This is a genomic window from Cryobacterium algoricola (assembly GCF_004402485.1).
Lineage (GTDB): Bacteria > Actinomycetota > Actinomycetes > Actinomycetales > Microbacteriaceae > Cryobacterium > Cryobacterium algoricola.
On the sequence record NZ_SOFG01000019.1, the window covers coordinates 107,637 to 128,199 of the forward strand.

Genomic DNA, 20,563 nt, shown 5'->3' on the forward strand with positions numbered 1-20,563 from the left:
GCGTAGAGCATCGCCCGCTGCGTGATGCGCGGGTCGTTGCCCTGGCGTACGCCGCCGTAGGACGCGATCGCGGCTTCGCCGGCGGCCCCGCGGGACGCGAGCAGCCAGTTCAGGTCCCTCGCCGGGTCGCCGACGCTCAGCGCCGCCCAGCCGAGGACGGCCGTCACGGAATCCTCGCCGATCAGGAAGGACTCCGCGGACAGGGAACCGTGGATGACACAGGGCAGGAACTGCCAGAGGGCATCGTCGTCCGTCGCCAGTTCCCAGCGGCGGAGCAGCGCGGCGGGCAGATACCCGGTCGCCTCGGTGCGTCCGATCAGCTCGATCACCTCGGTGCGGCAGTCCTGGGCGCTGCGCTGCGTGAGCCCGGCATCGCTCACCACCGCGGTCGGCAGCCCGTGGACGGCCGCGATGGCCCGGCCGATCGACCCGGAGACCCCGGCGTGCCCGGTGAGGGCATCCGCGTCGAAGGTGTCGCCCGGCAGGAATTCGTAGACGACGGCGCGCGTCCCGCCGAGCGGGGCCTGACCGACGAACTGCGGCACGTCGAACGGCAGCCGGCTGCGATTGCCGACGGTCAGGGCGCGGAGCGCGACGAGGTCCGCGGACTGCTCGGTCTCTGCGGCCTGCGAAAGCGGCACCCGGATGATCAGGGAGCGTCCGTCGCGGTCCAGGAGGACGGCGGAATCGTACGCCCCTGGCGCGCCGGACGAGCGCCCGCTTGAGCCATGGCTGCGGGCCTGGACGACGTCGAGACCGGGCACGGCTGAAGTGGCGAGCGCGGCTAGAGTGAGATGGGATCTGGCCATACCTACTAGGTTAGGTCGACTTCCCCTCGGTGTGGTCGTTCGCCACGCCTCCACACAACTTCGGCAGTCACGCCAGAGTCCGAAGGGGTCTTCATGCCGTTCACGTTCACCGCCCGACTGCCGTTGTCCCGCCACGCCGTCGACAGGGACCACCTCACCCGGGCCCGGCCAGGGCTCTTCGACGAACTCCGGGCGGATGCCGCAACGCGCGTCCTTCCGCTCTGGCGCGGTTCCACGCTCCTCGCCGAGGAACCGGGGGCCGGTTCCGCAGGCACCCACGAGCTCGCGGCGTACGATTCCGGTGACGGAAGCCCCCGGCCCCGGCTGCGGCTGTTCCCGCCCGCGCTCGTCCCGCGGGTCCCGATCGAGCTCTACCTCGGCAAGTCCCTCGCCGACGAGGGTGCGGAACCCGCAGGCACCCGCCTGGTCGCCGCGATCCTCGACGACGACGGGGCCGCGACCCTCGAACCGGACGAGTCCCTCTGGGTGCCGCTCCGCACCGTCGCAAGCGCCCTCTCCGACCGTGACGCCGGCCTCTTCACCGAAGCACTCGCCCTGGCGAACTGGCACGCCTCGCACGCGCACTGCCCGCGCTGCGGCGCCGCGACCGAGGTCGAGGGCGGCGGCTGGAGCCGCCGGTGCCCCGTCGACGGCAGCCAGGTCTTCCCCCGCACGGACCCCGCCGTGATCGTGCTGATCACCGACGACGACGATCGCATCCTGCTCGGCTCGAACGCCATGTGGGAGGACAACCGCTACTCCCTCCTCGCGGGCTTCGTCGAGCCGGGGGAGTCGCTCGAGGCGGCCGTCATCCGCGAGATGTTCGAGGAGTCCGGCCTGCGCGTGACCGATCCGGTCTACCTGGGCTCCCAGCCGTGGCCTTTCCCCGCCTCGATCATGTTCGGCTTCACCGCCCGGCTGGCCGACGGCCAGAAGCCGGCCGGTGTCCTGCCGGACGGTGAGGAGATCCTCGACCTGCGCTGGTTCAGCCGCACCGAACTCGCCGCGGCCGGCGACAGCATCATCCTGCCCGGCCGCTCCTCGATCGCGCGGGCGATCATCGAGCAGTGGTACGGCGGACCGATCGACTTCGGCCCCGACCTGGTCGCGGGATGGCGCTGACCCCCGAGACGCTCCTGGCCGGCCTCGACGACCAGCAGCGCATCGCCGCGGAGGCCCTCGTCGGGCCGGTCTGCATGCTCGCGGGCGCAGGAACCGGCAAGACCCGGGCGATCACCCACCGGATCGCCTACGGGGTGATGACCGGCGCGTACGCCCCGAACCGGGTGATGGCGCTCACCTTCACCTCGCGGGCCGCCGCGGAACTCCGCGGCCGGCTGCGTCAGCTCGGCGCCGGCGGCGTCGCGGCACGCACCTTCCACGCCGCGGCGCTCTCCCAGCTCAACTACTTTTGGCCGCACGTCGTCGGCGGCCAGGCGCCGCGCATCCTCGACGGAAAGGGCCGTCTTCTCGGCCACGCGGCCGAACAACTCAAGCTCCGGCTCGACACCGCGACCCTGCGCGACCTCGCCGCCGAGGTCGAGTGGCGGAAGACCACCGGGCTCTCGATCGAGGACTATGCCGCAGGCATCGCCCGGCGGAGCCTGCCCGGCCGGCTCGACGCCGACCAGGTCGTCGCGATGCACGAACGCTACGAACGACTGAAGGACGAGCGCAAGCAGATCGACTTCGAGGATGTCCTCCTCGCGATGGCCGGGATGATCGAGTCAGAGCCTTCCGTCGCCCTGCAGGTGCGCGAGCAGTACCGGTTCTTCGTCGTCGACGAATACCAGGACGTCTCGCCGTTGCAGCACGACCTGCTCGCCCTCTGGGTCGGTCCGCGCAGGGACCTCTGCGTGGTCGGCGACGCCAGCCAGACCATCTATTCGTTCGCGGGCGCTCGCAGCGACTACCTGCTGGACTTCCCCAAGCGGTGGGAGGACGCGACGGTCGTGCGCCTCGAACAGAACTACCGGTCCACCGCGGCGATCGTCACGACCGCGAACCAGCTGATGCGCGGACGCACGGGTGCGCTCACCCTCCGGGCGCACTCGGCGGAGCCCGGGGTCGATCCGAGCGTGCACGAGTACGCGAGCGACCTCGCCGAGGCGCGCGGAGTCGCCCAGCAGATCCTCGAACTGATCGAGTCCGGAACCCGGCCGGAGAACATCGCGGTGCTCTACCGCGTCAACGTGCAGGCCGCCGCTCTCGAGACCGCGCTCGGCGACCTGTCGATCAGCTACCAGATCCGCGGATCGAAGCGGTTCTTCGACCTCACCGAGGTCAAGCAGGCCGTGATGCAGCTGCGCGCGGCATCCGTCTCGATCGTGGGCGAGCCGCTGTTCAAGTCGGCGAGCGACGTGCTGCGCTCGCTCGGCTGGAGCCAGACCGCTCCGGAGGCCGCCGGTGCGGTGCGGGACCGCTGGGAATCGCTCAACGCCCTGATGGGGCTCGTCGACCAGGCCCCGCCGGGCACGACGTTCCGCCAGTTCACCGACGAGCTGATGGAACGGCAGGCCGGCCAGCACGAACCGACCGTCTCCGCCGTGACCCTGGCGACGCTGCACTCGGCCAAGGGGCTCGAATGGGACGCCGTCTTCGTGGTGGGGCTGTCAGAGGGGCTCGTCCCGATCAGCTACGCGGGCACCTTCGAGCAGATCGACGAGGAGCGCCGGCTGCTCTACGTCGGCATCACCCGGGCACGCCGGCGACTCGCACTGAGCTGGTCCGCGTCCGGACACCAGCAACGGGCCCCGCGGGAACGATCGCGGTTCCTGACAGAGCTCGGCATGCGCAACGCTCGTGCGGCCGGTGCGCGCGGCGCGTGATCCTGCCGCTCGCGGCGTCGATCGACAGGGAGACGCCCGCGAGCTCCGAACGACCCGACAGCACCCGGTCCTGCACGATTCCGGCGACCCGGACGGCGACCTCGAGGCCGCGACGCGGTGACTCCGTCGGCGCAGGCCGATGGGTCAGCTGGCTCGCCATCGCAGGCCAGGCCGGGTCGGCATCGACCCTCGCCTGCTCGAGGCAGAACAGGCACGGGCCCCGACCCGGCTCCACGAGCGGGCCGATCCGCACCTCGCGGTCTCCGAACACGACGGGCAGGTGCGGCACGTCCCGGTTCAGCCAGCGCCGGTAGCGCGCCGGCTCGATCGCGAACCGGCCGATGATCACCGCGAGCTGCGTCGTCGCCGGCGCCGCGGCATCCGCCTCTGCGCCGGGAAGGACATCGCCGGTGCCGCCGTCGTCGTCGAGGTCGTGGGCCTCGAGCCCGAGATCGTCGAGGAAGGCACGCAGCCGCGCGGCCGTGGTGCCGCGACCGTCGACCGACACCCAGCGCCGGGGCCGGGCCGGCGAGACTGCCGGCCTGCGGTCGTCGAGCAGGACCGGGCGGAGCTCGGCGAGCAGGGCGTGCACGGACTCCGCCGTCGCGCCGCCCCTGCTACCGAGCATGACGGCCCCGGCGCGGGGCACCCCGGAGCGGAGCGCGTCGATGACGCCTTCGAGGCCGGGGCCGGGCACCCGGACCCGGAGCACCGGGTGGTCCACGCCGAGCTGGATGGTGTCCGGTGAGCGCCAGACGAGGGGATACCGGGGGTCGAGTCGCAGAGTCATGCGCCGATCCTGCCGGATTCGCCGACGGCGCGCGCGATTCATCCACAGGCCCGGCAGGCTCCCAGCCTCGGCGGCGGCGTTCGCCCTAGGCTCTTCTCCATGACTGCCAGACGAGCATTGGTGACCGGTGCGACCGGCTACATCGGCGGACGGCTGGTTCCGCTCCTCCTCGACGCCGGATTCGAGGTGACCGTGCTCGTGCGCTCGCCGCAGAAGCTCACCGACGTCCCCTGGCGGGACCGGGTGGAGATCCGGGTCGGCGACCTCTCGGACGCCGACGCCGTGGACGCCGCGTGCGCCGGGATCGACGTCGTCTACTACCTCGTGCACGCGATGGGCAGTTCGGGCGATTTCGAACAGGCAGAGGCACGGGCCGCCCGGACGCTGGCATCCGCGGCTGCCGCTGCCGGCGTCTCCCGGATCGTCTACCTCGGCGGGCTGCACCCGGACACCGAGACCCTCTCCCGGCACCTCCGGTCCCGGGCGGAGGTCGGGCGGATCCTGCTCGCCTCCGGCGTGCCGACCGCCGCCCTGCAGGCCGGCGTCGTGATCGGGAGCGGCTCGACGTCCTTCGAGATGATCCGGCACCTGACCGATGTGCTCCCGTACATGCCCGCACCGAAGTGGGTGCGGAACAAGATCCAGCCGATCGCCGTGCGCGACGTGCTCTACTACCTCGTCGCGGCGGCGGACCTGCCCGCCTCCGTCAACCGCACCTTCGACATCGGCGGTCCCGACGTGCTCCGCTACGGGCAGATGATGAACGGCTACGCCCTCGAGGCCGGCCTCCGCCAGCGCCCGATCGCCGCACTGCCGGTACTGACCCCGTGGCTCGCGTCGCAGTGGGTCAACCTCGTCACACCGATCCCGCGCAACCTCGCCGTACCGATCATCGCCTCCCTGCAGAACGACTGCGTGATGGGCGAGCACGACATCGACGGCTACATTCCCGTACCCGACGGCGGTCTGACCAGCTATCGCACGGCCGTGCGCCTCGCGCTCGGGCGGATGCGCGACGGCGACGTCGAGACCAGCTGGCGGAACGCCTCGATCGAGGGGGCCAGCAGCAACCCGCTGCCGAGCGACCCGGAGTGGGCGGGGCACCTCGTCTACACCGACCTTCGGACGAAGCACACCCCCGCGGCGCCCGCCGAGCTCTGGCGCATCATCGAGGGCATCGGCGGCGACAACGGCTGGTATTCCTTCCCGCTCGCCTGGGCCGTGCGCGGCTGGGCGGACAAGCTCGTCGGCGGCGTCGGGCTCCGCCGCGGCCGGCGCGACGCCGAGCGCCTGCACACCGGAGACGTGCTCGACTTCTGGCGGGTGGAGAGCCTCGAACGCGGGCGCTTCCTCCGCCTCCGCGCCGAGATGCGCGTCCCCGGGCGGGCCTGGCTCGAGATGACCGCCGAACCGACAGCGGACGGCGGTTCGGTCTACCGCCAGCGCGCCGTGTTCTTCCCGCGCGGACTCGGCGGCCGGCTCTACTGGTTCTCGATCCTGCCGTTCCACGGCGTCATCTTCAGTGGAATGGCCAACCGCATCACGGCGACGGCCGAAGCGACGAGCGGGTCCGTGCCGGCTCGCTAGAGTGGGGGCATGCGCCGATTGGCTCGATCCCTGTTCGTCACGATCCTGGGCGCGTTCGCCCTCTTCACACTGTCGGTTCCCGCCGCGGCCGTCGCGGCGGTGGACCTCGCGCCACCGGCCGTCTCCGTGTCCAGCGGCGTCGACGACTTCAGCTTCGATTCGATGCACTCCGACTTCGTGCTCAGCCGCTCAGCGGACGGGCATTCCGCGCTGACGACAACGGAGACCATCGTGGCCCGGTTCCCGGACTTCGATCAGAACCACGGCATCCGCCGGTCGATCCCGACCCACTACGACGGGCATCCGACCGGGATCGACCTCGTGAGCGTCACCGACGAGAACGGCGCCCCGCGGCCGAGCGAAACGGGCGACAGCGACGCCGGCGACTTCTTCATCGTGACGAGCGCGGCAGACGCCTACGTGCACGGCGTGCAGACCTACGTGATCACCTACACGCAGCGCGACGTGACCCTGGTGCCGTCCGACGCCCAGGACGAGGAATTCTACTGGGAGGTCAACGGCACCGGCTGGGTCCAGCCCTTCGGCTCCGTCTCCGCCACGCTCACGGTCGACCCGGCGCTCACGGACCGGCTGACCGGCCAGGCCCGGTGCATCCAGGGTTCGGCGTCGTCCTCGACGGACTGCTCCGAGATCAGCACCGACACGAGCGCGGCAACGACGACCGGAACCCGGATCACCGCGAGCAGCGGCAGTCTCGCCGCCCATCAGGGGCTCACCCTCGTCGTCGGCTTCACGCCGGGCACCTTCGTGCCGAGGGACAATTCCTTCTTCGCGAACCCGTTCCCCGCAGTCGGCCTCGCCGGCGCCGTCCTCGCGCTCGTCTGTGCCGCCCTCGCGATCGTCGCGCGCGCGACCCGCTGGCGCAACGCCCCCGGCCGGCCGACGATCATCGCAGAATACCTGCCGCCGAAGGGCGTCAACCTGCTCCAGGCCGGCGAAGTGACCCGCACGAGCACCAAGGCCATGACCGCCCAGTTCCTCCAGTTCGCCGTGCGCGGCAACGTCCGGGTGATCGAAGGGTCCGGCCTCAAACACTTCCTGCTCGAACTGCGGGACACCCGGGGCGTCGACAAGGCGGAGCTCTCCGTGCTCGGCCATCTCTTCCCCGGGCTCAAGCCCGGAACCCAGCGCGACCTCAAGAAGAAGAGCACGAGCCTCACGACCGCGTTGCAGGGCGAGCTGCGGGCGACCCGCCGGGCTGCCATTCCCGCCGGGTTCCGCGAGAAGAAGGGCGGGTCCCTGCGTTCCGCGCTGCTCGGCCTCTCCGTCGTCGGCGGCCTCGTCGCCGTTCTCGGCGGCGTCGTCGGGCTCGCCCTCGAGATCGGCGGGGCGTGGCCGTTCCTGGTCCTCCTCTTCGGGCTGCTCGGAGCGATCACGACCGTGTCACTCGTGTCGAGCATCCGCCCGCTCACCGCGGCAGGGGCGGAACTGCGCGACTACCTCGAAGGAGTCAGGTTGTACATCGGTGTCGCCGAAACCGACCGGTTGCGGGTGCTGCAGAGCCCCCAGGGCGCGCTGCGCTCGCCGTACCGCCCGGAGCCCGGGAGCCAGGAGGCGGAGGTCGACCCCGGTCAGCCGATGCAGGTGCTCAAGCTCTACGAGCGGCTGCTGCCGTTCGCCGTGCTGTTCGGGCAGGAGAAGGACTGGTCGGCCGTGCTCGGTGAGTACTACGCCCAGAGCAGGTCCCAGCCGGACTGGTACTACGGCACCGGCGCGTTCAATGCCGGATTCTTCGCGGCGAGCCTGAGTGGCTTCGCGAGTTCGACGACCGCGGCGTGGTCGGGCACCGCGTCGAGCTCCTCGAGTTCGGGGTTCGGTGGCGGTGGGTCCGTCGGCGGCGGAGGCGGCGGCGGCGGCGGAGGGGGCGTCTGATGGGCACCCCGGTCGCACCCACCTTCTCCCGGTCGGCGCTCGCGCCAGGCCTGCTCGGCGCCATCGCCCTGCTCGCCGGTCTCGCCCTGATCGACGCCGACAGTTTCATCATCATCCGGTACGCCGTCAGCATCCTCGCGCTCATCCTCTGCGTCTTCGCCGTGCAGGGGACGGCGTGGTGGTGGCTGATCGGCCTCGGCCCCATCGCCGTGCTGTGGAACCCGATCTTCGTGATCGAGCTGCACGGGCAAGGCTGGGTCGCCGCCCAGTACGTCGCAGCACTGCTGTTCGTCGTCGTCGGGGTGCGGGTCAAGGTTCCCGTGCACTGACCGGCCGACGGGGTGTGTCATCGGGCGGATGCGCGGGCGTAGACTACAGGTGCGTCGAAACCCGGTCGTCGTCTCGACCTCCCCGGTGTAGTACCGAAGCGGTCTGCAGCACAATCGTTTCGTTGGCTCGGCCCGGTTCTTTCGATTGATCGCTCTGGTGTCCACGGATGCCGCACGACGTCGCGCGTGGATCACGCTGCCACAGCCGCTGTGAAGTTGGAGAAGAATGGCATACACCCGCCACCAGGCCCCAGGCTCGAACAACCATGCCCCGGCCGGAGGCCGCGCCAGGCAGCGCGCACGCTCCAGGGACGACGACGCCCCGATCATCCCGATCCTCGCGCGCAAGGTGCGCGAGGTCGAAGCGAAGGCCCAGTCCGGCACCAAGCTCGGACCGACGAACCGCACGAAGTACCAGGTCATCGCGCTCCTGATGCGCGAGGAACGCGCCAGGGTCAAGGGCGACCGCGAGCTGACCGACGCGAACCGGGCAGAGCTGCTCAAACGCCTCGACGGCATTGCGCAGATCCTCGCGAAGACCGCGGCCCGCGACACGAGCCTGATCACCTTGCTCGAACCCGACGCCGGCGTCTCGACCGTCGCGCAGCGCTTCCGCCGCGACTGGCTCCTCGAATCCGGGGCGGACCTGAGCCCGGACGAACTGATCATCACCCGCGAACCTGAGGTCAAGCCCGAGGAGCCGGAGAACCAGGTCGTCCCGCAGTCCGTGCGGGCGCGCCAGCTCGCCAACCCCTTCCTCGCCCCCGACTTCAGCGCCGTCCAGGCCGCCCCCGTCATCTCGGGTCGCCGGCTCGCGAACTGGGAACTGATCGGCCCGCTCTTCAAATCCTTCGAATACGGCTCCGGCGGCCAGGCCGCGAGCATGGACCTGCCCGAGGCGCCCGTCATCGACCGGCTCTCCCCGCCCGGCATGGAACTCATGCGTCACCAGGCCCGCTTCATCGAGAGCGCACGGCTCGGCCACCGCAGCTACCTGCTCGCCGACGAGCCGGGGCTCGGCAAGACCGCGCAGAGCCTGCTCGCGGCCTCCGTCGCCGGCGCATACCCGCTGCTCGCCATCGTGCCCAACGTCGTCAAGATGAACTGGGTGCGCGAGGTCGAGATGTGGACGCCGCAGCGCCGGGCGACCGTCATCCACGGCGACGGAGACACCCTCGACGCCTTCGCCGACGTCGTCATCGTGAACTACGACGTGCTCGACCGGCACCGGGCCTGGCTCGGAACCCTCGGCTTCAAGGGCATGGTCGTCGACGAGGCGCACTTCATCAAGAACCTGCAGTCGCAGCGCTCCCGCCACGTGCTCGCCCTCGCCGAGCAGATCCGCCGCCGCACCCCCGGCGGCAACCCGCTCCTGATGGCCCTGACCGGCACCCCGCTGATCAACGACGTCGACGACTTCCGCGCCATCTGGCAGTTCCTCGGCTGGATCGACGGCGACAAGCCGACCGCGAAGCTGATGGCCCGGCTCGAGGCCACCGGCCTCACCCCGGCGGATGCCGGCTTCTACTCCGAAGCCAGGGCCGCCGTCATCGACATGGGCATCGTGCGCCGCCGCAAGGTCGACGTCGCGGCGGACCTGCCCGCCAAGCGCATCGCCGACCTGCCCGTCGAGCTCGACGACGACCTCGGGCGGTCCATCCGCCAGGCCGAACGGGAACTCGCCGCCCGCCTCGTCACCCGGTACCACGGCCTCGTGTCCGCGCGCCATCCCGGCCGGAAGGCTCCGACCCTCGACGGCGCGGAGCGGGCCGCGTTCATCCGCGCGGTCGCCCACGCTGAGCTCGAGGAGTCCAAGGGCCAGACCACGGGCGAGAACGTCTTCACCATGGTGCGCAAGATCGGCCAGGCCAAGGCCGGGCTCGCCGCCGACTACGCCGTGCAGCTCGCGCACTCGGTCGGCAAGGTCGTGTTCTTCGCCAAGCACATCGACGTCATGGACACTGCGGAGCAGATCTTCGCCAAGCGTGGCATGCGCTCCGTCTCCCTCCGTGGCGACCAGACCGCGCTCGCCCGTCAGGCGGCGATCGACTCCTTCAACAACGACCCGGGAGTCGCCGTCGTCGTCTGCTCGCTCAGCGCCGCGGGCGTCGGGGTCAACCTGCAGGCGGCCTCGAACGTCGTGCTCGCGGAGCTCAGCTGGACGGCCGCTGAACAGACCCAGGCCATCGACCGGGTGCACCGCATCGGCCAGTCGGAGCCGGTCACGGCCTGGCGGATCATCGCGGCGCACACGATCGACGCCCGCATCGCGGAACTCATCGGCAGCAAGCAGGGTCTCGCCGCCCGCGCACTCGACGGCGTCGAGGGTGAGGTCTCGTCCGAGGACTCGATCCAGGCCAGCGCCCTCGTCTACCTGCTCACGCAGGCGCTCGACGGGGAGCTGTAGCCCGGGCTCCCCGGCGCGGATTTGAGTCTGGCCCCGATTCGGGACCATCATTAGGGGTTGGTGCAGGCGCCGACATGATGACTTAGGCATGAAGGAGCAGTCACAGATGAAAATTGGTATCCTCACGAGCGGTGGAGACTGCCCCGGACTGAACGCGGTTATTCGCGGTTCCGTTCTTAAAGGCGTCCGCGTTCTCGATGATGAATTCATCGGAATCCGCAATGGCTGGCGCGGGCTGGTGCAGGGGGAGTTCATGACCCTCGATCGCCACAGCGTGCGTGGATTATCCCGTCAGGGCGGCACCATCCTGGGGAGCTCGCGCACCAACCCGTTCGAGGGCGAGAACGGCGGGCCCGTTAACATTCAGAAGATGATGGATGCCGAGGGCATCGACGCCATTATCGCCATCGGTGGCGAGGGCACGCTGACCGCGGCCCGCCGTCTCACCGATGCAGGCATCCGCATCGTCGGCGTACCGAAGACCATCGACAACGACCTCGAGGCCACCGACTACTCGTTCGGCTTCAACACCGCCGTCGAGATCGCCACGGAGGCCATCGACCGCCTCCGCACCACCGCCGAGTCGCACGGCCGCTGCATGATCGTCGAGGTCATGGGCCGCCACGTGGGCTGGATCGCCCTGCACTCCGGCATGGCCGGCGGAGCACACGCCATCCTGATCCCCGAGCAGAGCCAGACCATCGAGCAGATCTGCGAGTGGGTCCTCAGCGTCCGCGACCGCGGCCGCGCACCGGTGCTCGTCGTGTCGGAGGGCTTCAAGCTCGCCGGCATGGAGGAGGCACTCTCCACCAAGGGCCTCGACGCGTTCAACCGTCCCCGCCTCGGCGGCATCAGCGAAATGATCGCCCCGATGGTCGAAGAGCGCACCGGCATCGAGACCCGTGCGACCGTCCTCGGCCACACCCAGCGCGGCGGCTCCCCGTCGGCGTACGACCGCGTGCTCGCCACCCGCCTGGGCATGGCCGCCGTCGACGCGATCCACGCCGGCCAGTGGGGCTCCATGGTCTCGCTCAAGGGCACCGACATCGAGATCGTCAGCATCGCCGACGCCACGATCGGCCTCAAGACCGTCCCGCAGGCCCGGTACGACGAGGCTGCTGTCCTCTTCGGCTAAACCTGTGTGACCCGTCCGGCCGGCACCAGTCCTGGTGCCGGCCGGATTTCGTTAACGACCAGCTAACCGGCAGGGCCTCAGGCGAGTTTGGCCTGAACCTGCGCGAGCGAGGGGTTGGTCGCGCTCGACCCGTCGGGGAACAGCACGGTCGGAACGGTGCGGTTGCCGCCGTTGAGGCTCATCACGAGCTCGCTCGTGCCGTCGACCTCTTCGACGTTGACCTCGGTGTAGCCGACGCCCGCCTTGTCGAGCTGGGACTTCAACCGGGAGCAATAACCGCACCAGTTGGTCGTGAACATGGTGATGGTGCCCGACTCGGGAACGAAATTCATAGGCGCAGCCTAACAAACCCCGCCGTTAAGCTGGGACCATGACCCTGCCCCAGGTGTGCGTGTGCTACCTCACCCGCGAAACGAATGGTGGCGGCACCCAGGTGCTCCTCGGCCGCAAGAAGAAGGGCCTCGGTCTCGGCAACATCGTCGGCCTCGGCGGCAAGCTCGAACCCGGCGAAACCGCGGTGGATGCCGCGGTGCGCGAAATCGAGGAGGAGTCCGGACTCACCGTCGCGGCATCCGCTCTCACCGCCCTCGGCGTGCTGACCTACCTGTTCCCGCACCGGGAGGCGTGGAGCCAGGAATCGTCCGTCTTCGTGTGCAGCGACTGGAGCGGCACCCCGCGGGAGTCGAACGAACTCAACCCGGTCTGGTTCGACGTCGCCGCGCTTCCCCTCGACGAGATGTGGGACGACGCCAGGCACTGGCTGCCCGGCGTGCTCGCGGGCGTTCCCGTGCGCGAGACCTTCACGTTCGGCGCGGACCTCGCGACGGTCGTCTCCCGCGGGTGAACGTCGGGTGAACCAGTAGTTACCGCCCGCTGAATTGACCTGACCTCCCGGGAGTGTCAGGATCGTAGGGTCGCTTGCACGTCCGGCGTCCGGGAAACAGCGCGGATTGGGCTGCACCCTGTTGCAGCCGAACAAGAAAGACTCCGGTGGATCTCACCCTGATCGTCGCGCTCGTGATTGCGCTGTCCCTCGTCTTCGACTTCACCAACGGCTTCCACGACACCGCGAACGCGATGGCGACACCCATCGCGACCGGGGCGATGCGCCCCAAGGTCGCCGTCGGCCTTGCCGCGGTGCTCAACCTCGTCGGCGCGTTCCTCTCCACCGAGGTCGCGAAGACCGTGTCGGGGGGCATCATCCGGGAGGGCAACGGCGGGGTCCAGATCACGCCGCAGATCATCTTCGCCGGACTCATCGGCGCGATCGTCTGGAACCTGATCACCTGGCTCCGCGGCCTGCCCTCGAGCTCGAGCCACGCCCTCTTCGGCGGCCTGATCGGTGCGGCCATCATCGGGATCGGCGTCCAGTCCGTCGACTTCAGCGTCGTCTTCGCCAAGGTGATCTTGCCCGCCCTGATCGCACCGGTCACGGTCGGCGTCGTCGCGCTCATCGCGACCCGGCTCGCGTACTTCATCACGCGCCGGGACGCCGGCAAGGCGGACGGCCGGGGCGGCTTCCGCTACGCGCAGATCTTCTCGTCCTCTCTCGTCGCCCTCGCCCACGGCACCAACGACGCCCAGAAGACGATGGGCGTGATCACCCTGACCCTCATCGCCGGCGGATTCCAGGCCGTGGGCAGCGGACCGCAGTGGTGGGTCATCTGCACGTGCGCGCTCGCGATCGCGATCGGCACGTACACCGGCGGCTGGCGGATCATCCTCACGATGGGCAGGGGCCTCACCGACGTCAAGCCGGCCCAGGGCTTCGCGGCGGAGACGAGCACGGCCGCGACCATCCTCGCCTCCAGCCACCTCGGATTCGCGCTGTCGACCACCCAGGTCGCCTCCGGCTCCGTCATCGGTTCCGGCCTCGGCCGCCGCGGCGCGACCGTGCGCTGGGGCATGGCCGGCCAGATCGCGCTCGGCTGGCTGCTGACCCTGCCGGCTTCCGCGGTGATGGGCGCGTTTGCCGCCGGCTTCACCCTGCTCGGGCCGATCGGGCTCGTCATCGACCTCGTCCTCGGCTCGGTCATCGTCGCCCTGCTGTTCCGCCAGTCGCGGCGCACCCGCATCACCCATGACAACCTGCACGACATCGACGACGCCGCCCTCGTCGTCAACATCAAGAAGACGCCCCGGCGCATCGCGCGCCGCGACCGGAAGAAGGTATCCCTGTGATCGACTGGGGCGCATTCTTCGTCGTCGCAGGGGCCTCGCTCCTGGCGTCGACCGTCGTCGTGAGCCTCTACTCCCTCGGACTCCGGCTGCTGACGAGTTCCGGCCGGGCCCTCGTGGTGGATCCGGCGTCCTTCACCGGTGCGATCACGGTGCTCACGCCCAAGCGGGCCGCGAAAGAGGCCAAGCGGCAGCGCAAGTCGGCGACGGCGAACCCGCTGACCGTCTTCCAGAAGCGCCTCGCGCTCGTCGGAGCGTATGCCTGCTTCGTGCTGTGCGTCGGGGCCGTGCTCTACGGCGTCTACCTGATCGTGCCCGCGCTGCACCGCTGACCGCACATCAGCGACTGATGTCGCCTCGCGCGCCTGTTGTGCCGCTACGCTCCTGGCATGCATGGCGCGAAGCGGCGCACCTGGCGCGCTGACCGGCACGCGTGCCGCGTCCCGGTCTCGGTCGTCGTTATGTCGGAGAATTTCGCGACTCGCGGCATCCGCTGCCCGGGGATGCGGCGTGTCGCGAAAAACTCCGACGTTGCGTCGGACGACGGGTCGCGCGTCGCGGGTCAGCGGGTCAGCGGTCGGTGCGGCGGAGGCGGCCGATCAGGGTCATCACGTGGTAGATCACGATCGCGGCGACCGTGCCGAGCGCGATGCCGTTGAAGCTGAGGCTGCCGGCGGTGAACGTGTAGTCGGCGATGCCGATGATGAGCGCGGTGGCGGCCGTGAACTGGTTGACCGGGCGGCTGAAGTCGACCTTGTTGTCGAGCCAGATCTTGACGCCGATGATGCCGATCAGGCCGTAGAGGGCGGTCGTGACGCCGCCGAGCACCCCGGCGGGGATGGTGTTGATGACCGCGCCGATCTTGGGGGAGAGGCCGAGCAGCACGGCGACGAGGCCGGCGACCCAGTACGCGGCGGTCGAGTAGATCCGGGTCGCGGCCATCACGCCGATGTTCTCGCCGTAGGTCGTCGTGCCCGAGCCGCCGCTGAACCCGGCGAGCATCGTCGCGAGCCCGTCGGCCATCAGGGCGCGACCGGTGAACCGGTTCACCTTCGCATCCGTCATCTGGGCGACGCCGCGGATGTGGCCGACGTTCTCGGCGACGAGCACGAGCACGACCGGCAGGAACGCGGGAAGCACCCCGAGCACGGCGGCGTTCTCGAACGGGTTCGTCGGCAGCGTGAACGGCGGCAGGCCGATCCACGCGGCGTCGTTGACCTTGGAGAAGTCGACCTCGCCGGAGAGGACGGCAGCGAGGTAGCCGACCGCGACGCCGATCACGATCGAGAGCCGGCCGAGGATGCCGCGGAACAGCACCGTCGAGAGGATGACCGCGGCCAGGGTGATCACGGCAGTCAGGGGAGCGTGGGCGAAGTTCGCCTTCGCGACCGGCGCCAGGTTGAAACCGATCAGGGCGACGATCGCACCGGACACGACCGGTGGCATCAGCGCGTCGATCCAGCCGGTTCCGGTAACCTGCACGACGACGCCGATGATGGCGAGCAGAGCGCCGACGGCGAGGATGCCGAACAGGGCGCTGCCCATGCCCGCCGTCGCGACCGCCGCTGTGATCGGGGCGATGAAGGCGAACGAGCTGCCGAGGTAGCTCGGCAGTTTGTTCTTCGTGATGATCAGGAAGAGCAGGGTGCCGATGCCGGAGAAGAAGAGGGTGGTGCTCGGCGGGAACCCCGTGAGCAGCGGAACGAGGAAGGTCGCACCGAACATCGCGACGACGTGCTGGGCGCCGATCCCGATCGTGAGCGGCCAGTTCAGTCGCTCACCCGGACCGACCACGTCCCCGACCCCGACCGTTTTTCCGTCGCCGTGCAGGGTCCAGGGCAGTGCCATTGTCGCTCGTTTCGTAGTGGGACGTATTCCGATCGTAGTGAAGAATTAGGATCGGACCGTGACCCGAACCGTTCAGCCCGCCCACGACGACTCGCTTGACGCGGCACTGACCGTCCGGATCGGGACCGGCCTGGTGCGCGGAATCCGGGTGCGGGGGGTGCGCGCCTGGCGGGGCATTCCCTACGCCGCCGCGCCCGTCGGAGCGCTGCGGTTCCGTGCTCCCCAGCCGCCGGAGGCGTGGCCGGGGGTGCGCGACGCGGCCGACTGGGGACCCGTCTCCCCGCAAAGCCACAAGGGCCAGTTCAACGGGGCCCGCCCGGACATCCCGCAGGACGAGGACTGCCTCAATCTCAACGTGCTCGCCCCGGACGCACCCGTCGACCCGGCCGCGCTCCGCCCGGTGATGGTGTTCATCCACGGCGGCGCGTACAGCGTGGGGTCATCCCGGGAGGTGCCCACCCAGGGCGAGGGGCTCGTCCGGCGCGGCGGCATCGTCTACGTGAGCCTGAACTACCGTCTCGGCGCGCTCGGCTACCTCGACTTCAGCAGCTACTCGACGCCGGAGCGCCCCTTCGAGAGCAATCTCGGGCTGCGGGACCAGGGCGCGGCCCTCGCCTGGGTGCGGGACAACATCCGCTTCTTCGGCGGCGACCCGGATGCCGTGACGCTCTTCGGCGAGTCCGCCGGCGGCAATGCCGTGACGACCCTGATGACCGTGCCGAGCGCCCACGGGCTCTTCCAGCGCGCGATCGCACAGAGCGCACCGCCGAACGCGGTCTATCCGCCGGCGCTCACGGCGGAGTGGGCGCGCGATTTCGTGAGCATCCTCGCCGCACGCGCGGCAGCGGACGGGATCCCGCGCGCGACGTCGGACGGTGACCAGGATGCACTGGCCGAGCCGAACCCGAACCCGACCGCGAACCCGGATGCGCTCGAGCAGTCCCGGGCGCTGCTGCTCGGCGCGACCCCGGCCCGGCTCGCCGCCGCGACGATGGAACTCACCGTGCGGGCGCCCGACCAGTACCCCGGCACGATTCCGCTGTCGCCCGTCATCGACGGCGACTTCCTGCCCGAACGCCCGCTCGATGCGTTCCGCGACGGCCGCGCGGCACGGATCCCGCTGATCATCGGCACCAACGCCCGCGAGGGCTCGCTCTTCAGCGGTCGGATCGATATCCTCGCGTCGACGCCCAAGCGCATCCGTGCGATCTTCGCCAACACCAAGAAGAAGGCGCGCAAGGCGCTCACGGCGCAGTACCCGGGGATTCCGGCGCTGCGGCCGGCGCTGGACTTCGGCGGCGACTTCTCCTTCTGGTACCCGAGCGTGAAGGTCGGCGAGCGTCACTCCCGCTACGCCCCCGTGCACTTCTACCGCTTCGACTTCGCTCCGCGACTCGTGCGGCGGATGGGCCTCGACGCGACCCACGGCCTCGAACTGTTCCCGCTCTTCGACCGGCTCGACGGCTGGTTCGGCCGCGGCATGACGATCATCGGCGGCCGCCGCGAGTTCAAGGCGATCGGCGCGCGCATGCAGCGCTGGTGGCTCGGCTTCGCGACGACAGGCGAACCGGATGCCGCCTGGCCGCTCTACGACGAGGCGCGCCGACTGACCCTCATCATCGACGCGGCCGACCGGGTCGAGTCCGATCCGCTCGCCGAGCGGCGGCTGGCGTGGGGAGCCTTCGTCCCGCACGTCTGATCCGGACCAGGCCGGGGGTCGAGAGCGACAAGCGTAAGCTGGTAGCTGAGAATCAGCCGAGACGGCAGCCTGGAGAACCCCATTCCTGTTACACAGACCGACACGCCCACCCCGCTCCCGACCGGCCTGAAGGCGCGTCTCGACCGATACTTCGAAATCACGACCCGTGGTTCCAGCTGGAGCCGTGAAATCCGCGGCGGCCTCGTCACCTTCGTGACCATGGCGTACATCGTCATCCTCAACCCCCTCATCCTCGGCGGCTTCAGCGCAGACCAGGCGTCTGTCGACGTCGTCGGCGGCTGGCTCCCGAACGCCCAGGTCGCCGCGGTCACCGCGCTCACCGCCGGCGTCATGACGATCCTCTTCGGCGTGATCGCCCGGCTGCCGTTCGGCTTCGCGGCCGGCCTCGGCATCAACTCCTACCTCGCCGTGAGCGTCGTCGGGCAGGTCACCTGGCCGGAGGCGATGGGCCTCGTGCTCATCAACGGGCTCATCATCGTGCTCCTGGCCTCGACCGGGCTCCGCGAGATGATCTTCAACGCCGTTCCGCACCAGCTCAAGATCGCCATCACCGTCGGCATCGGCCTGTTCATCGCGTTCATCGGCCTGGTCGACTCCGGTTTCGTGCGCTCGAGCGGGCTCGCGAGCCCGCCCGTGCAGCTCGGCGACAACGGGTCGATCGTGACCCTGCCGACCACCGTGTTCGTGATCGGCCTGCTCCTGATCGGCGTGCTCGTCGCCCGCAAGGTCAAGGCCGCCATCCTGATCGGAATCGTCGCGACGACGGTCATCGCCGTCGTCCTCGAGGCGATCTTCAAGGTCGGGCCCTCGTTCAGCACCAACCCGTACGGCTGGAACCTCAACGCACCCGTGCTCCCGACGACCGCGGTGTCCCTGCCCGACCTGAGCCTGCTCGGCCACATCAGCTTCGGCGCCTTCGACCGGATCGGCGTGCTCGCCGCACTCATGCTCGTCTTCACGCTCGTCTTCACGAACTTCTTCGACGCGATGGGCACCATGACCGGCCTCGCGACCGAGGCAGGCCTCGCGGACAAGAAGGGCAACTTCCCCCGGCTCAAGTCGGCCCTGATCGTCGAGGGCGTCGGCGCGGTGCTCGGCGGTGCGACGTCGGGCTCCTCCAACACCGTGTTCGTCGAATCCGGTGCCGGCATCGGCGAGGGCGCCCGCACGGGGTTCGCGAACATCATCACGGGGCTCCTGTTCCTCGCCGCGATGTTCTTCACCCCGCTCACCCAGATCGTCCCCCTCGAGGTCGCCGCGGCCGCGCTCGTCATCGTCGGCGCGATGATGGTCTCGCAGATCCGGTTCATCGACTTCAGCGAATTCTCGATCGTCTTCCCGGTGTTCCTCACGATCATCGTGATGCCGCTGACGTACTCGATCGCCAACGGGATCGGCGCCGGCTTCATCAGCTGGGTCGTCGTGCGCTCGTTCTCCGGCAAGTTCCGCGAGATCAGCCCGCTGCTCTGGATCGTCGCGGCCGGCTTCCTGGTCTTCTTCGTGCGCGGCCCGATCGAGACCCTGATCGGCGGCTGACCCTCGAATCAGTAAGGCCGGATGCGGGGGATAGCCCCATGGTCCGCGTCCGGCCGACTGCATACTCTGGAAGAGAGCCGCCACCCGCGGCCACATCCCAAGGAGAACCCAGAATGTCCACCCTGCATCCCGACCAGACGACACCGCCAGCCGCGTACGAGGCCCCGCCGGCATACGCCTACCCGCCTGTAGCGCCGGTGCGGCCCAGCAGCCCGCTCGCGCTGACGAGCCTCGTGCTCGGCCTCGTCTCGATCCTCGCCGGCTGGACCTTCGTGGCCCCGATCGTCGGGATCGTCACCGGCGTGCTCGCCCTCGGCCGGGAACCGTACGCCCGCACCATGGCCCTCTGGGGCATCGTGCTCAACGCCGTCATGCTCGCGGGAGTGTTCCTGCTGCTGGTGCTCGGCCTCGTCTTCGGGCTCGCCTTCCTGCCGTTCCTGCCATTCGCCTTCGTCCTCTGAGCCGCCATCGTCGCCGACACTCGCCGTCAGCTCCGACCGTCGCCGTTCTGCCGGCGATTCTCGGCACGAACGGCGAGGTGGCGGCCCGGCCGCGGCATCCGCTCGGGCCGGAAGCGGGCAGTGCCGCGCGCTATTCGAGGAAGCCGCGGAGCAGGAGGGCGGTGCCGGCGAGGTGCTCCGCCATCGCCTGCGCGGCCGCATCGGGCCGGCCGGCGAGGATCGCCGCGACGATCTCCTCGTGCTGCCGGTCCGAATGCGCGATGTTCGGGCCCAGGAGCGGGATGGCGTCGAGGAGCTCGTTGACCCGCATCCGCACCTCGGCGAGGAGCGGAACGAGCGAGGGGGAACCCGCCAGCTCCCCGATCATGAGGTGCAGCCGCGAGTCGAGCCGCCGGTAGTCCGCGCTCGTCGCGGCCCGCGACTCGGCCAGGCTCGCCCAGAGCTGTTCCCGCGCGGCCTGCCCGAGCGCACGGGCAGCGGCGTGCCGGGCGGCGCCCACCTCGAGAATCTCACGCAGGGTGAGCGCGTCGTCGATCTCGCGCGCTGGCGGCACCCGCCGGGCGAGCGGATGCGCCGACGCCGGAACCCCGGAGACCGCAGCACCCCCGTCGGTCCCGTCCGTGGCCCCGGAGCCGCTCATGGTCGGGTCCGCGAGTCGGGTCGCGCTGCCGGTGGCACCGGTCCCCTCGGCGGTCGCGCTACCGGTTCCCGGCAGGACCTCGGTCACGAAGGTGCCGCCGTATCGCCCGCGCCGGGCGACCAGGTACCCGGCGTCGGCGAGGCTCTTGAGTGCATCCCTCAGGGTGTCGCGGCTCACCGCGAGCATCGCCGCGAGTTCGCGTTCGGAGGGGAGCCGCTCGCCGGGGGCGATCAGGCCGAGACGCACCGTCTGCAGCAGCCGCTGCACGGTCTCCTCGAAGGCGTTGCCGCCGTGCACCGGCCGGAGCAGGAGGCCGCTGTCGCGGCCGGGGGATTCATCGATCATGGTGGGTCCGTTACGTTTACCGGTGTCCAGTTGACCACAGATTCCGCGGGCCTCCGG

16 protein-coding genes and 1 pseudogene are annotated in these 20,563 nt (G+C 70.1%); 13 read left to right on the forward strand and 4 right to left on the reverse strand.

What is annotated here, in order from left to right:
• Positions 1-68 precede the first annotated feature (68 nt).
• A pseudogene (locus E3O44_RS19665) lies at positions 69-809 on the reverse strand (phosphotransferase); the annotation flags it as partial.
• 93 nt (positions 810-902) lie between these two features.
• Between E3O44_RS19665 and nudC the strand changes: the two are divergent.
• The 7 genes from nudC (at position 903) to E3O44_RS14950 (ending at position 11,778) form a co-directional block, all read left to right on the forward strand.
• A complete protein-coding gene (gene nudC / locus E3O44_RS14920) occupies positions 903-1,931 on the forward strand; it encodes an NAD(+) diphosphatase (protein ID WP_134535566.1) in 1,029 nt (342 codons plus the stop codon).
• The gene (locus E3O44_RS14925) at positions 1,922-3,637 is read left to right on the forward strand and encodes an ATP-dependent helicase (RefSeq protein ID WP_134535567.1); all 1,716 of its coding nucleotides are present in this window, start codon (positions 1,922-1,924) and stop codon (positions 3,635-3,637) included. The genes nudC and E3O44_RS14925 overlap by 10 nt, the downstream gene beginning before the upstream one ends.
• 889 nt (positions 3,638-4,526) lie before the next feature.
• Positions 4,527-6,014 (forward strand): SDR family oxidoreductase, encoded by a 1,488-nt coding sequence (locus E3O44_RS14930; protein WP_134535568.1) that lies wholly within the window; start codon positions 4,527-4,529, stop codon positions 6,012-6,014.
• 9 nt (positions 6,015-6,023) lie between these two features.
• Positions 6,024-7,907, forward strand: coding sequence for a DUF2207 domain-containing protein (locus tag E3O44_RS19260; protein ID WP_166792675.1), 1,884 nt, complete (start codon positions 6,024-6,026; stop codon positions 7,905-7,907).
• The gene (locus E3O44_RS14940) at positions 7,907-8,236 is read left to right on the forward strand and encodes a DUF6804 family protein (RefSeq protein WP_241976351.1); all 330 of its coding nucleotides are present in this window, start codon (positions 7,907-7,909) and stop codon (positions 8,234-8,236) included. The genes E3O44_RS19260 and E3O44_RS14940 overlap by 1 nt, the downstream gene beginning before the upstream one ends.
• 226 nt (positions 8,237-8,462) lie before the next feature.
• Complete coding sequence (locus tag E3O44_RS14945) at positions 8,463-10,643, forward strand: DEAD/DEAH box helicase (RefSeq protein ID WP_134535569.1); 2,181 nt, start codon at positions 8,463-8,465, stop codon at positions 10,641-10,643.
• Positions 10,644-10,749: 106 nt separating this feature from the next.
• Positions 10,750-11,778, forward strand: coding sequence for a 6-phosphofructokinase (locus tag E3O44_RS14950; RefSeq protein ID WP_134449562.1), 1,029 nt, complete (start codon positions 10,750-10,752; stop codon positions 11,776-11,778).
• Between the two features lie 77 nt (positions 11,779-11,855).
• Here E3O44_RS14950 and E3O44_RS14955 read toward each other — a convergent pair whose 3' ends face one another.
• Positions 11,856-12,110 (reverse strand): mycoredoxin, encoded by a 255-nt coding sequence (locus E3O44_RS14955; protein WP_134449563.1) that lies wholly within the window; start codon positions 12,108-12,110, stop codon positions 11,856-11,858.
• A 38-nt stretch (positions 12,111-12,148) separates the two neighbouring features.
• Here E3O44_RS14955 and E3O44_RS14960 point away from each other — a divergent pair, with 38 nt between their 5' ends.
• The 3 genes from E3O44_RS14960 to E3O44_RS14970 all read left to right on the forward strand — a co-directional run bounded on the left by E3O44_RS14960 (position 12,149) and on the right by E3O44_RS14970 (position 14,288).
• Entirely contained in the window at positions 12,149-12,622 is a 474-nt protein-coding gene (locus tag E3O44_RS14960) for an 8-oxo-dGTP diphosphatase (RefSeq protein ID WP_134535570.1), read from the forward strand.
• Positions 12,623-12,768: 146 nt separating this feature from the next.
• Positions 12,769-13,959, forward strand: coding sequence for an inorganic phosphate transporter (locus tag E3O44_RS14965; protein WP_134535571.1), 1,191 nt, complete (start codon positions 12,769-12,771; stop codon positions 13,957-13,959).
• Positions 13,956-14,288: a peptidase gene (locus E3O44_RS14970; protein WP_134535572.1), complete on the forward strand. Its 333-nt coding sequence runs from the start codon at positions 13,956-13,958 to the stop codon at positions 14,286-14,288. Before E3O44_RS14965 ends, E3O44_RS14970 begins: the two co-directional genes overlap by 4 nt.
• Before the next feature lie 238 nt (positions 14,289-14,526).
• Here the strand turns inward: E3O44_RS14970 and E3O44_RS14975 are convergent, their stop codons facing one another.
• Positions 14,527-15,804, reverse strand: coding sequence for a uracil-xanthine permease family protein (locus E3O44_RS14975; RefSeq protein ID WP_134535573.1), 1,278 nt, complete (start codon positions 15,802-15,804; stop codon positions 14,527-14,529).
• Between the two features lie 58 nt (positions 15,805-15,862).
• Here E3O44_RS14975 and E3O44_RS14980 point away from each other — a divergent pair, with 58 nt between their 5' ends.
• The 3 genes from E3O44_RS14980 (at position 15,863) to E3O44_RS14990 (ending at position 19,521) form a co-directional block, all read left to right on the forward strand.
• The gene (locus E3O44_RS14980; protein WP_134535574.1) at positions 15,863-17,503 is read left to right on the forward strand and encodes a carboxylesterase/lipase family protein; all 1,641 of its coding nucleotides are present in this window, start codon (positions 15,863-15,865) and stop codon (positions 17,501-17,503) included.
• A gap of 219 nt (positions 17,504-17,722) precedes the next feature.
• Entirely contained in the window at positions 17,723-19,060 is a 1,338-nt protein-coding gene (locus E3O44_RS14985; protein ID WP_420897935.1) for an NCS2 family permease, read from the forward strand.
• A gap of 113 nt (positions 19,061-19,173) precedes the next feature.
• The gene (locus tag E3O44_RS14990; protein ID WP_241976352.1) at positions 19,174-19,521 is read left to right on the forward strand and encodes a hypothetical protein; all 348 of its coding nucleotides are present in this window, start codon (positions 19,174-19,176) and stop codon (positions 19,519-19,521) included.
• A 130-nt stretch (positions 19,522-19,651) separates the two neighbouring features.
• On the opposite strand, the gene E3O44_RS14995 is transcribed toward E3O44_RS14990, so the two are convergent.
• Positions 19,652-20,506: a FadR/GntR family transcriptional regulator gene (locus E3O44_RS14995; RefSeq protein WP_134535576.1), complete on the reverse strand. Its 855-nt coding sequence runs from the start codon at positions 20,504-20,506 to the stop codon at positions 19,652-19,654.
• Between the last annotated feature and the right edge of the window lie 57 nt (positions 20,507-20,563).